Annotated in this window: 14 protein-coding genes; 4 read left to right on the top strand and 10 right to left on the bottom strand. The window is 59.5% G+C overall.

Features of this window, described 5'->3' with window-relative positions:
• Nucleotides 1–54: 54 nt before the first annotated feature.
• Both H281_RS0116290 and H281_RS0116285 read right to left on the bottom strand, forming a co-directional pair.
• Nucleotides 55–327, bottom strand: coding sequence for a hypothetical protein (locus tag H281_RS0116290; protein ID WP_020068198.1), 273 nt, complete (start codon nt 325–327; stop codon nt 55–57).
• A gap of 114 nt (nt 328–441) precedes the next feature.
• Nucleotides 442–1,887 carry a putative bifunctional diguanylate cyclase/phosphodiesterase gene (locus tag H281_RS0116285; protein ID WP_020068197.1) on the bottom strand — a complete coding sequence of 482 codons (1,446 nt, stop codon included), beginning with the start codon at nt 1,885–1,887 and terminating at the stop codon, nt 442–444.
• Nucleotides 1,888–2,144: 257 nt separating this feature from the next.
• Here H281_RS0116285 and H281_RS0116280 point away from each other — a divergent pair, with 257 nt between their 5' ends.
• On the top strand, nt 2,145–3,095 hold the full coding sequence (locus H281_RS0116280; RefSeq protein WP_020068196.1) for a LysR substrate-binding domain-containing protein: 951 nt from the start codon (nt 2,145–2,147) through the stop codon (nt 3,093–3,095).
• Nucleotides 3,096–3,194: 99 nt separating this feature from the next.
• On the opposite strand, the gene mctP is transcribed toward H281_RS0116280, so the two are convergent.
• On the bottom strand, nt 3,195–4,676 hold the full coding sequence (mctP, locus tag H281_RS0116275; RefSeq protein WP_020068195.1) for a monocarboxylate uptake permease MctP: 1,482 nt from the start codon (nt 4,674–4,676) through the stop codon (nt 3,195–3,197).
• On the bottom strand, nt 4,673–4,870 hold the full coding sequence (locus H281_RS0116270) for a DUF3311 domain-containing protein (RefSeq protein ID WP_020068194.1): 198 nt from the start codon (nt 4,868–4,870) through the stop codon (nt 4,673–4,675). The genes mctP and H281_RS0116270 overlap by 4 nt, the downstream gene beginning before the upstream one ends.
• 328 nt (nt 4,871–5,198) lie before the next feature.
• Here H281_RS0116270 and H281_RS0116265 point away from each other — a divergent pair, with 328 nt between their 5' ends.
• The 3 genes from H281_RS0116265 to H281_RS0116255 all read left to right on the top strand — a co-directional run bounded on the left by H281_RS0116265 (nt 5,199) and on the right by H281_RS0116255 (nt 7,889).
• On the top strand, nt 5,199–6,620 hold the full coding sequence (locus tag H281_RS0116265) for a cache domain-containing protein (RefSeq protein ID WP_020068193.1): 1,422 nt from the start codon (nt 5,199–5,201) through the stop codon (nt 6,618–6,620).
• Nucleotides 6,617–7,264 (top strand): response regulator, encoded by a 648-nt coding sequence (locus tag H281_RS0116260; protein ID WP_020068192.1) that lies wholly within the window; start codon nt 6,617–6,619, stop codon nt 7,262–7,264. Before H281_RS0116265 ends, H281_RS0116260 begins: the two co-directional genes overlap by 4 nt.
• Nucleotides 7,265–7,361: 97 nt before the next feature.
• Complete coding sequence (locus H281_RS0116255; RefSeq protein WP_020068191.1) at nt 7,362–7,889, top strand: hypothetical protein; 528 nt, start codon at nt 7,362–7,364, stop codon at nt 7,887–7,889.
• Nucleotides 7,890–7,943: 54 nt separating this feature from the next.
• On the opposite strand, the gene H281_RS0116250 is transcribed toward H281_RS0116255, so the two are convergent.
• From H281_RS0116250 to H281_RS0116225, 6 genes are all read right to left on the bottom strand, one after another.
• On the bottom strand, nt 7,944–8,429 hold the full coding sequence (locus tag H281_RS0116250; RefSeq protein WP_020068190.1) for a hypothetical protein: 486 nt from the start codon (nt 8,427–8,429) through the stop codon (nt 7,944–7,946).
• A 22-nt stretch (nt 8,430–8,451) separates the two neighbouring features.
• A complete protein-coding gene (locus tag H281_RS0116245; protein ID WP_020068189.1) occupies nt 8,452–9,324 on the bottom strand; it encodes an H-NS family nucleoid-associated regulatory protein in 873 nt (290 codons plus the stop codon).
• A gap of 252 nt (nt 9,325–9,576) precedes the next feature.
• A complete protein-coding gene (locus H281_RS0116240) occupies nt 9,577–9,915 on the bottom strand; it encodes a hypothetical protein (protein ID WP_020068188.1) in 339 nt (112 codons plus the stop codon).
• Nucleotides 9,916–10,136: 221 nt separating this feature from the next.
• Nucleotides 10,137–11,210 carry a DUF6765 family protein gene (locus tag H281_RS0116235; protein ID WP_020068187.1) on the bottom strand — a complete coding sequence of 358 codons (1,074 nt, stop codon included), beginning with the start codon at nt 11,208–11,210 and terminating at the stop codon, nt 10,137–10,139.
• A gap of 225 nt (nt 11,211–11,435) precedes the next feature.
• A complete protein-coding gene (locus H281_RS0116230) occupies nt 11,436–11,837 on the bottom strand; it encodes an FKBP-type peptidyl-prolyl cis-trans isomerase (protein WP_020068186.1) in 402 nt (133 codons plus the stop codon).
• Between the two features lie 27 nt (nt 11,838–11,864).
• Nucleotides 11,865–12,752 (bottom strand): carbon-nitrogen hydrolase family protein, encoded by an 888-nt coding sequence (locus tag H281_RS0116225; RefSeq protein ID WP_020068185.1) that lies wholly within the window; start codon nt 12,750–12,752, stop codon nt 11,865–11,867.
• Between the last annotated feature and the right edge of the window lie 12 nt (nt 12,753–12,764).

The following is a 12,764-nucleotide window of genomic DNA, read 5'->3' as shown; positions in this document are numbered from 1 at the left end:
CGAGCGGCGTCATTGCCGCTCGCTTTTATCTGCGCCACCATTGGGCCGCCGGGCTCAGTGCAGCGGTTGCAAGGCCGCCCAGCGGGTCCAGCCACCTTCGCTCTCGGCCGCGCTAACCCGCAACGCACGCGAGCCGTCGGCAAAAATCAGCGACTCGGTACGGCACGCGTCGCTATCGGGAATATCGCGCAAGCCCACGAAGCCATGCTCGTGTTTGAACGTCAGATTTCCTTCACGCAGTATGCCGAGATAAGACGGCTCCGGTTCGTCCAATGGCTGAAGTGTGCAACGGTTCAGCAACACAGCAGCGACTTCTGCATCGCACATAGTCTCTCTCCTCATTAGTGCAACACCGCCCGTGCGACGGGCACTCGATCTCGTCGTTTTTATAAAATTGATTCTAGAATCCACGGTAGAAAACGCTACTTTTTTTAGTTAGGATCACTTATGCACGTGGCAATTCTTCATTCGTATGGGCCGCCGCGACAATGCGGCCGCGCATTCTGCAGCGTTGCATGGGCGGCTGAACAGATAGCCTTGCAGCGCGTCGCAACCGATTTCGCGCAACGTAACGGCCTGCGCTTCGGTTTCCACACCTTCCGCCGTTACGCGCATATTGCACGCGTGCGCCATTGTCACGAGCGCATGCGTGATCGCCACCGAATCTGCATCGCGCGGCAAACCCGCAACGATCGACCGGTCGATCTTCAGGCTATCCACCGGGAACCGCTTCAGGTATGACATCGACGCGTAACCGGTGCCGAAGTCGTCGATCACCAGCTTGACGCCTAGCTTCGCAAGCGCCGCAGTGGTGGCGCGCACGGCCGCGTCATCGGGCAATTGCATGCCCTCGGTGATTTCGAGTTGCAGCGCCGAAGGCTCGAGACCGCTGTTGTCGAGACATGCAGCGACATGTCGCACCAGACGCTCGCTGAATTGCGACGGTGAAATGTTCACCGAGACAGCGATGTCCGGCGCGATACTCCAGCGCCAGTCTGCAGCCTGCGCGCATGCCATCTCCAACACCCAATCGCCGATGCTTTCCATCAACCCGGCCTGTTCCGCAACGGGAATGAACTCGGCGGGTGGAACGTCGCCAAGTTCGTTGCTCGTCCACCGCGCCAGCGCCTCGACGCCTATCGTCTTGCGTGACGTCGCATCCACTACCGCCTGATAGGCAAGTCTGAATTCGCCGCGGGCAAGTGCATGGTGCAACAGACCTTCGATCGCAAATCGGCGCTGCACGCCTTCCCGCATCTCGCCGGTGAAGAAGCACACGGTGCCGCGGCCACACCGCTTCGCGTGGCGCATCGCGGCCCCGGCGTCACGCATCAGGGAAGCCGCATTGCGCACATTGTCGCCGGAGACCGCAACGCCCACCGATGCACGCACGCGATACTCGCGCCCGGCGATCACGAATGGCTCGCCGAACGACGCGAGCACTTGCTGCGCGAATCGGGTCAGCCGCGACACATCGCCGAACCTATGCATCACGATCACGAACTCGTCGCCGCCGATACGGGCGAGCAACTCGTCCTCAGAGATGGAGCTTGCAAGCCGCTGCGCAACGCGGCGCAGGAGCCGGTCGCCGAGATCATAGCCGGCAATGTCGTTGATTCTGCTGAAGCCGTCGAGGTTGACGACCAGCATCGCAACGTCTCCCGCCTTCGCAGCCGCAAGCAAATGTCCCGCGCGCCTCGTTGCGCAGGCGCGGTCGTACACGCCCGTGAGCAGATCGAAAGACGATGCGCGCGCAACGTTTCCAGGATCCGGACTTTGCGCTATCACCCCCGAATTGTGCGCATGGTGCGACGGTGCGCTGCGAGACGCAGAGCGTGACTTTGCGTGCGAACGGCTCGCCGGCAATACCGAGACTTGCTGAGTCATCGCTACGCTCCTATGATAAGCATTACACATCAACCGAAATTCAGCTTGTTTTTATGCATTTACCGAATCTTCATTTACCTTAAGGACTCCGTATATCGAATCTGGTTAAAGCGGGGAGAACAGGCCGGCACTGCAACGCCGTATTCGTGCCTCCAAGATATTCCGGCATAGCACTTCTGAGAATGGGTCGCGTTGGTGAACGCGTAAAGCAACGGCAAACGCTTCGCCACGTCCCGCACAAACCGCTGGACAACATAATGAAAATTCATCAGCTACGCGCTCTCATCGCCATTGCGGATGCGGGCAGTGTCAGGGGCGCCGCGCGAGTGCTCGATTCATCACCGGCCGCCGTCACGCAATGCATTCAACAACTGGAAGAAGCGGTACGCATGCAACTCGTTGTGCGCACATCTTCCGGCGTGACGCTTACGGCATCAGGACAAACCCTCCTCTTGCACGCGCGACTCGTGGCCGCGCAAATGAAGCGCGCGCAGCAAGCCATGAACGCAATACGCGGGGAGCCGGGTGGGCGGCTGTCCATCGCCGTGACTGCATGGGTCGCGCTTACCTTTCTGCCGGAAACAGTGGCCCGGTTTCGCGCGAAGATGCCGACCATTCAGCTGGAGCTATTCGAAGGCTTATTGGCGATTGCGACACCGCGCTTACGCGACGGCAGCCTCGACATTTACGTGGGCCGACAGGCACCGGGCGCGACAAGTTGCGACTTCACCTATCAACCGCTATTCGCATCGAGTCGCGCAGTCGTGGCGCGGCACGATCATCCGTGTGCGGAGTGCCGCTCGCTGGCGGAATTGCGCGACGCCGACTGGCTCGTCGCGCTGGACCCTGAAACCGATGCGCAAGCGCCGTATCAGATATTCGGCCGCCGCGCGTTTCCCGAGCCACGCAGTATTCACTATCTGCACTCGCTGACTGTCGCGGTCGCGCTGCTCAAGCGCACGGACATGCTCAGCATTTTTCCCTGGCCTCTTGTCGAGCTTTGTGCGGCGCGTGACGGTCTGTGTGCGATCCCGTTGCGGGACGAACTCGATGATTCCACCGTCGGCGTCATAGTGCGCACTGGCGAGCCGGCCGATGCCGCGTCGCGATGCTTTATCGATTGCCTGATCGAAACGATTCGCGACGAATCGTGGGCCCGAACGGGCGACATTCGCCGGGCAATGCAATCGGTCGAAGTATTGGTCTAGGGCGTTTGCTGAAGGCTGCGCTTCGTTCTTTCGATCAAGCAAAAACGCCGCGGGCCTTACGGCTCGCGGCGTCTGCCAAGCTGAACAGCAACTGGACGATCAGGCGCTAACTGCCACCCGGCGCGGCGACACGGCAGAGACGACAAACGTCACGACAATGTTCACCACCAGTGCGATGAGGCCGATATAGATCGGGTACACGGCATCGCCGAGATGCAACGCAAACACCGGCTTGAGCCCCTGCGAAATTGCGAGTGCCGTGCCCAACACGATACCCACGAGCCAGCCGGCGAACAGGCCCGGCGTATTCAGGCGACGCGTGTACAACGAGAACACGATAGCCGGGAATATCTGCAGGATCCACACGCCGCCGAGCAATTGCAGGTCGATTGCATATTGCGTGGGCAGGAACACGATAAACAGCAGCGCGCCGAACTTCACCACCAACGACACGATCTTCGCGTTCGACGCCTCGGCCTCCGGCGTGATGTTCGGGGACACCAGCGGGCGCCACAAATTGCGCGTGAACAGGTTGGCCGCACCGATCGACATGATCGCTGCCGGAACCAGCGCGCTGATCGCGATCGCCGCCGCGGCGAAACCGACGAACCACGACGGGAACAGGGTGCCAAAGAGGGTCGGCACAATGTCCGACGCCGATTTCACATGCACGCCGGCCGCAATCGCCATATAGCCGAGCAACGCGATCAGACCCAGCAACAGCGTATAAGCCGGCAGGAAAATCGCATTCTTGCGGACCGTTGTCGCCGACGAAGAAGACAGCACCGCCGTCATCGTATGCGGATACATGAACGCGGCGAGAGCGGAACCCAGCGCGAGCGATGCATAAGCAGTGAATTGCGTCGGCTTGAGGATGATGCCGGTCGCGCCGCCCTTTGCCTTGAAGTACGTATCGGCTGCGTCGAACACATGCGCGTAGCCGCCGAGCTTCGCGGGAATCAGCCACACCGCCGCAATCACGACGATGTAGATCATGATGTCCTTCACGAACGCGATCATCGCCGGAGCACGCAGGCCGCTCGCATACGTATAGAGCGCGAGGATCACGAACGCGACGATCAGCGGCAATTCGCCGGTCACGCCAAGCCCCTTGATCACTACTTGCATGCCGACGAGTTGCAGCGCGATATACGGCATGGTCGCGACAATGCCGGTCAGCGCAACAGCGGCCGGAAACCACTTGCCGCCGTATTCACCGTGCACGTAGTCCGCTGCCGTGATGTGGTTTTTCGCATGCGCGACTTTCCACAGTTTCGGCATGACAGCGAACACGAACGGGTAAACGATGATCGTATACGGCAGCGCGAAGAAACCATAAGCACCGACGGAATACACGAGCGCAGGAACCGCGATCACCGTGTATGCGGTGTAGAAGTCTCCGCCCACCAGGAACCACGAAATCACCGTACCGAACTGCCGGCCGCCAAGCCCCCACTCATGCAATTGCGTGAGGTCGCCGCGCTTCCAGCGCGCCGCGAAGAAGCCAATCACCGTAACGAGAACAAAGAACGCGATGAAGACGGTCATCGCCACCGGATTGACGGGATTCAGATCGTTCATTTGACACCTCGGTACACGACGTAAATCAGTAGCGAGGTCAACGGCACCCACAAGAACTGATACCAGTAAAAGAACGGAAAACCGGCGAACGACGGACGCGTGTCGTTATAGAACGGCAACCACAGCAACGCGATGTACGGGAGCAAAAGAATGAGCCATAGCCATGACCGGCCGGCGGTGGGGGAGGTCTCCATGTACTTCTCCTAGATCTATTATTGACACCACGCATGCGGACTTGTGGTCCGGCACGCGGAAAGCCGGCACCGGGCATCTGTTTGCAATACCCCGGGTGCCAAACCGGGTTTGCCCTTGCGCGCTGCTAACGCCTGTCAGCCGCAGCATTAACAGGGCCCGGCTCAAACGTTCATACGAAATGCGCGGCGGCATGAGGGCGAAAAGGGCCCGCAAAGACGCAGAACGCCGCGGGGATGTAGTATTCGCCTTCGTAAGCGTCCTCACAAGCGCGCAACTACGTAAGCCGGCTACGTATTACTACGTAGCCTACCGGCCGTTTTTTCAACGATGAAACTCAAAGCCAAGATTGTTCTGCTGGCGATCGTGCCATTTCTCGCGGCTATTGCCAGCATCGAAATCGGTGTGCGCCGCGAAGCGACCGCGCTTGCGCAAACGCAGCACGCGACGACCCAGGCTGCGTACATGACCAGCAAGGAGATCGAGCTCAAGCATTACGTGGAGTTGGCCACTTCCGCAATCGCACCGCTTTATGAAGCAAGCCAGGACAATGCGCGCGACGATGCACTGCGCCGCACGCGAGCGCTCGACATCCTTGAAAAGATGGATTTCGGCAAAGACGGTTATTTCTTTGTCTACGACATGCACGGCCGCTCGCTGATGCATCCGCGCGAACCGGACCTCGTCGGGCGCGATCTATCGGAATTGCGCGATCCGCAAGGCGTGCCGACGATCCGCAAACTGCTCGCCGCGGCTTCGCAAGGCGGCGGCTATGTGCGTTACCTGTGGCATCGTCCGTCGACGGGCAAACTGGCGTCAAAACTCGGCTACGTCGTGCCGCTCGAACGCTGGGGCTGGATGATCGGCACAGGTATTTATCTCGACGACGTCGACACAACGCTCGCGCATATCGACGAACGGGCGGCGATGAATATCGACCGCACCATGATGTGGATCGACGCGATCGCACTGGCCGGGCTCGCCGCGATTGCACTGTGTGCGCTCGTGCTCAACGTCACCGAATATCGCAGCGCGGACGCGAAACTGAAGCGGCTCGCGCAACAGGTTGTCGAGTCGCAGGAGAACGAACGCGCGCGGCTGTCGCGTGAATTGCACGACGGCATTAGCCAGATGATGGTGTCGGTGAAACTGCTGCTCGAGTCCGCGCTTGCCCGCTTTGAACGAAGCGAAAACCGCGTGCCTGCCGCCGAAGCCGCGCTCTCCACGAGCCTCACGCGTCTCGGCGATACCTTGCGTGAAGTGCGCCGCATTTCTCATGCGCTGCGCCCGTCGATGCTCGACGACCTTGGCGTTGCGGCAGCTATCGAACAACTCACCCGCGAACTGAGCGAACAGTCGGGAATTGAAATCGGCTTCACGCAAATTGCGCACACTCATGCGCCGGCTCTGCCCGATGCGGTCAACACGGTGCTGTTTCGTATCGCACAGGAAGCGCTGACCAACATCGTGCGCCATGCGCACGCGTCAAGCGCGGCGCTCGCATTGGAAATCGCCCACGACGCGGTCACACTGACAATCGCGGACAACGGCTCGGGTTTCGACGTCACGCACGCCTTCGTTGGCCGCCGCTCAGGCGTGGGCCTTCGCAACATGCGCGAGCGCGTAGAAGCACTAGGGGGAACGCTTGCACTCAGTTCCCAGCCCGGCCACACACTGGTCACGGCGCGCGTGCCGCTCGGCGTCGGCACCACGGAGCTTCCTACCCGGAGCCTGCAGGAGACCTCTTTATGAACGACATATCGCACGCAGCGGCCCGCCTTATCCTGGTCGACGATCACCCACTCGTACGCGACGGTCTGCGCGCGCGGCTCGAAGCCGTGCGCAACATCGAGGTTGTCGGCGAAGCGGGCAATGCGCAGGAAGCACTTGCGCTCGCTGAGAGTCATGAACCTCACCTCGTGTTGATGGACGTCGGCATGAACGGAATGAACGGCATTGCGCTCGCCGGCATGTTCCATGAGCGCTTTCCGGCAATTCGAGTGTTGATGCTGTCCATGCACGACAACCTCGAATACGTCACGCAGGCCGTGCGTGCAGGCGCGAGCGGTTATGTACTGAAGGACTCACCGGCGACCGAAATCATTCAGGCGATCGGCGCAGTGCTCGACGGCAAGACGTATTTCAGCGCGGGACTCGGCGCCCGGCTGATTCATGCGTCGGCCATGCAATCGCCGGTCGAGCGGCTTACGCCGCGCGAACGGGATATTCTCGATGCACTCGCCGAGGGCTTGTCGAGCAAGCAGATTGCTCAGCGCAATGATCTGTCGGTGCGTACTGTGGAAACGCATCGTCTGAATTTGAAGCGCAAGCTCGATATCGAAGGTCAGGCCGAATTGATCAAGTTCGCGGTTGAGAATCGGCGCGCTAGCCGTTAATACGAAACGATGTCCCGCTGCACACGGAGTGGAGACAAAGACAATGAGACGATTAATGCGGACGCCCGCCAGTGCATTGCAATGCGCGGCGTTATGTATGTGGGTGACGCTGGCGTCAGCGTTGGCTTCAGTTTCGCCCGGCGCCCACGGCCAGGAAGAGCGCATTAATCGCGGACACGATCCGTTCTTTCAGATATCTAAAGCGATTGACGGATGCCCAGTGCCGCTGGGACCGCTCGAAACCGAACAGGAATGGCTGGCCGACAGTCATTACCGCATCGAGCGCGGCAACAGTTGCTGGATAGAAGGCCGCTGCCGTTTATCGAACGCCTATTTGTACGACGCTGAAATCGCCGAAGCCGTACGGCGGCGTCTGGCCAATATCAATGCCGCCACGCATTGGCGCGAACAGTCGACGTTGTGGCTCACGTTGCAACGCCGTTTTATTTATGTGCAGGGTTGCGTTGCTGCAGGTTTCGATAAGCAGACATTCCTCTCCGAACTCGCGAAAACCGCGGACGTTGAACGCGTGATCGACGACACGACCACTAATCCCCGTGCCGCAAGACTGCCGTATAAAACGCTTGCGGACCCGGACCGGCCTGTAGTCGATCCGGGCAACTAGCGCGAAGAAAGCTGAGTCGCGCCGCACGCTTTATGGACGCTGCGGTCGATTTGCCTACCGCACCAGCGCAAATGCTTCGCGGCTGGCGATCTCCGCCGCGCCATACACGCCGACCACGGTGTAATCAGACGCCACACATTCGAACGTCGATTGCTGAAACGTAATGACGAAATGGCGCCTCGTGAGTTCCGGTGACGAAACTGCGGAAAGCTCTTCGACGAGAGACGAATTGATGACTTCGTGGACTGAGTAAGCAGCGAGGCCTTGCGACGCAAGCGGATGAATCTGCATATCGTGCTCGCCCGGCGGCCCAAGTCGATGAAACGTGGTGTCGGGAAACAGCACCGTGCAGAAAGGGTCGTCGTCCGGATCGAATGGACCGAACCGCTCGAAGTCGGACTCCGCAATGGGATAAGCGAGAATCACACGGCGGTCGCTCGCGACAATGAACGGTTCGGCAGCGTCGTCTGCGGGATGAGGAACTGAGTCCAGCAGAAGAACCTGGTCCTCCTGCTGGGATGATTCGAGCGCGTTGGTCATGTACTTCGTTATTCCAGTACGCTTACGCGCCGGCTTGCACGGTGGAAGCGACCGGTGCGGACGCGCTTACTGCTGCCGTTTCCGCTTTTGCCGCCCTCTTGCGGCCTGGTGCCTTGCTAGCGGCTTTCGTTCCGGCGTTTGTTGCAATCTTTTTCGCGGCCTTTTTTGCGGTCGCCTTTCGCGCAGTAACTTTCTTCGCGGCTGACTTTTTTACAGCGGCTGTTTTGGCCGTTATCGATTGCGCTCCCGCCTTCGCCTTTTTCGCCACGACTTTTTTCGCGGCGGCCTTTTTACTGACAACGCCGCTCGTGGCTGCCGACTTCGCCTTGCCTGCCGTTTTCTGGCTGGCGGCGCCAGACGCCGGTGCTGCACTGCTGTCTATCAGGAACCTCGTGCGATCCTTAACCGATGCGAGCCATGCTGGCGCAGGGCCGCGTCCGCTCCACGTCGCACCAGTGGTGGGATGACGATACTTGGGCGGTTGCGCGCCTTTGGGCTGACCTTTGCCTTTCGCGCCACGAGCGACAAGCTTCGTGAATCCGTTCGATTCGCTTGCGCCGTCGATCAGAAACACGCTCCGGTCTTTCGCACTGACAATCCAACCCGGCGCGCGACCGTGTCCGGTCCAGGTCGCGCCTGTTTTATGATCGCGATACTTGGGTACTTTCTGACCGGCAACTGCGAGCTTTGCCTTGCCGCTTCCACTATTGCCATTAAGACGATTGGCTTCGCGCCGCGCTTTTGCTTTGGCTTCGATATCTGCGGTGGTCAGGCCGTGCTTGAGCATCAGGTCGCGGATCTGGTCGATTGCAACTTGTGCTTTCCTTGCAATCAGGATGTCAGCTTGCGCCTGGAGCTTCCTAAGCTTTGCCTGGATCTGCTCTAACGTGGGCATTGAATTGCTCCTTATGTGGTAATCGATCGAACTATGCCATGAATAGCGTCAGAAAGGCATAGTCGAGTGGCCGTAAAAACCCGAGTTTATTTCCACTATGCGTGCCGGAGTACGAAACTTTTCTTCGATGCACTCAATAGACGCCTTTTTCGAGCCTTCGTTCTTTGCCCTCGATCTTTTTTGGTCTCCCTATCGGCTTACTTCTTTCTGCTATTCGCCTTCTCTTTATCTTTCCAATTGTTGCAGCACAGATCATATCGGCGTAAACACAGCAACCTGACGGTCGGCAATGTATCTGACGCCGCGCAAGAAGCGGTACTGCTGGTCGTCGGCGGTAATCCGGTTGAGGCCGATTCTCGTCAACGCCAGGATCTCGTCCGCCTGCTGGGCAGGTATGACGCCTTCGTCCCGCAGGTCCTCGAAAGCGCCGGACGGATCGCCGACATAAACGCTGCGTACCTGCGTACCGATCCGCATCAGAACCACGCTTTCCCCCTCGTCGAGCGCGAGTTCCAGGTAGCCGGCCAGTGTCCGCAACGACTCAGGCGTGCAAGTCTGCGACTGATAGATCGCAGCATTCGATGGCGTCATGTCGGTACCCCGTCACCTATATAAAGAAAGAGCCGCCACTATGCGTCGCGGCAGTACTCGCTTCTACTATAGGCAAGCATTCGAATATTCAAAGGCTTCCAGTTCGTTTTTTAACGCCGCTTTGGCCGGTAACCATGCGTTACTTGTCTTGCGGTGCCGTTTTACGCGTGTCCAGCGCGCAGGTCAGCCTCCCAAACGTGAGCTTTAAAAAGCGATGCGCGTCAGGCAATCCGCAGGCCATAGGCAGGCAGAATCTCCTGGGTCGTCAAAAAACGGTGCTGTTTGACGGCGTCGTGAAAGAGCCGGTAATCGCTCTTTTCGAATGCCTCGGTCCAGACCGGTTTGTCGCCGGAGTCGTCTTCAGAACGAAGACCGGTGGCTTTGTATTTCCATGAGCCGACGCCCTTGGGGACGTAATCGGGAATGGACTCTCTCAAGCCGGGAATACCGCCGTTTCTGACTACCTCGCAGACAGCGCGCAGGCGCTCGTTGTCGTCCATGATACGGTTGGTATCGAGCAATTCCGTCACGGCCTCTTTGACGTTTTCCGGCAGCCCCGCTTCGTTTTCGAAGTCTTCTCGCCCGGCAACGTACGCGCGCACCGCGCGGCACGCCATATCCGCGGCCGCGACGAACTCGGGCAGGTTATGTCTCTGTATCAGCGTGTTGCGGCCGTCGATGTAGTGCCACTTGGCCCACGGCTGATCCGGATAGTGCAAGGCAGCACCGTGTCCGACGGGTAGGGCAAGCGTAAGAACGTCCTCCTCGACGTGCTGGATCAGGTGCTGCATCGCGAGCGTGAGGTTGGCGAGCCAGCCATGACGCGTGCAATCCTGCGCCACGAGTGAATGAACCCGGTTCCCCGGACTTTCGATACCGGCAAATCCCTGATGCGCCCATGTATCGACATACGTATGAAGCGTGACGCCGAGACGATGCAAGCCCATCTCTGCGCCGCGCTGACGGATCGCTCGCCGCACGACCTCGCGCGCGACTGCGCTGTCCGCACGGCACACGGCTTTTTCCTCCAGCGTTGCGCCCACTCCTGCCGGCAGAAAATGGAACGGCGCCCATACGAGCCGGTTCTGGTCGTTCTCGGTGTTGGCGTAGTCGAACGTCTTATGGGCGGTGGCGAAGCGCTCGAACGTTTCTCCGCCCTGAAAACGGAGGATGCCCGGCGTAGTTGCGTCGTCGACATACTGGCAGGCATGGGCGACAGTCAGCGCCTCGCTGGGCGTCATCCCGCCGACTCGGGCAACGATATAGACCACGCCGTAGTGGAAGTCGATGTTCATGGCATACGCTCCTCATGCACGATGAATGACAACAACAGCATTGGTAAACGAGCGAGTGGGCGGTGACTTAAAAGCATGTCGCCGCTTGCCGGTATTCTTTCTTATTGTTCGATGATGTTTTCCTGTCCGCGTGCGCCAACTGGCATTGCCCCAATGCCATGCCATAAAAAAACCCCGCTGCGTTATCCGTAGCGGGGTCTGTTTTTCAGCGCATTGTGCGCCGCCTTATTTCACTATGTCGACCAGCTCGACTTCGAACGTCAAGTCGCTGTTCGGCGGAATAACGCCCACACCGCGGCTACCGTAGGCGGTAGCCGCTGGGCAGGTCAATTTGGCCTTGCCGCCCACTTTCATGGTCTGAACGCCCTGCGTCCAGCACGGAATCACACGGTTGAGCGGGAATGTCGCGGCGCCACCGTGCTTTGCGGAAGCGTCGAATTCAGTGCCATTGGCAAGCGTGCCACGATAATTGACCTTGACGACATCGGTGGCCGCGGGCTGCGCGCCGGTACCCTGCACGAGGTGCTCGACGATCACGCCTGAAGGCAGCTTCTCCGTAGCCGGAGCGGCGGCCATTGCGGTGGACGAAAGTACAGTGGCAGCGAGCAGAGCAACGATAGATTTCAAAACGAATCTCCAGATGGGTAGTACAGATCATTCTAGCGCAACGACTGCTGCGTGCCGTCGGTCTATCCGCCTTATTGCATGGTCGAGCTCCGGCGCGTCGACATGCGCGGCGAAGTCCGCAAGTGCCGTTTCGCGTTTCCGGACATCGGCAAGAACCGCGGGATCGAGTAAAGCACTAATCACTTCTTCCCGCTCGCGACCGGCTTCTGCAATCACGTCGCCATACGGACTCCAGATCGCGCTCGCGCCACACGTATCCCAGCCGCCGGTGGTACCGATATGGTTGGACAAGAGAACATACATTGTGTTGTCGAACGCGCGTGCAGGGAACCAGATACGTGACTGGTGATAGCCGGACTTGACGCTGAATAGTCCGCTGACCAGATAGGCATGCGCACCGTTCACAGCCGCATGACGTGCATGTTCGGGAAAGCCGGAGTCGTAGCACACGCCGAGCGCGAGCCGCCATCCGTCCAGTTCCAGCATGCAGCCTCGCATGCCTGCACGGTAGATCTCCGCTTCGCTTTTATACAGGTACTGCTTGTGATAAGGCTCGACGTCTTCGCCGCGACGATCGAACACGAGCGATGAAATGTGCAATTCACCGGCGTCGCGCGTGGCCGCGCCGACAATCGCCGCAATGGCGTGCCGGCGGCACGCTTCGCGAATCGGGTCGAGGCGCGAATCCGATTGACCGAATGCGTATTCCGACGGGTCGCCCGCAATCAGGCCGGGTTCATACCCGCTCAAGAACTTCTCGGGAAAAACCACCAGTCTTGCGCCGCGGTCGGCGGCACGACCGGTCAATTCGACCGTCTTTGCTATGTTTGCCGTCACGTCCCCGCAAACCGGTTGCGCCTGGGCAGCGGCAATTTGCAATGGCACTCGAGGCAACGACGCCAGCTTGTTATTCACCGTAGACTCCGT

The sequence above is a fragment of the Paraburkholderia caledonica genome (assembly GCF_000383275.1).
GTDB lineage: Bacteria > Pseudomonadota > Gammaproteobacteria > Burkholderiales > Burkholderiaceae > Paraburkholderia > Paraburkholderia caledonica.
This window is presented reverse-complemented; position numbering and strand designations above follow the sequence as displayed.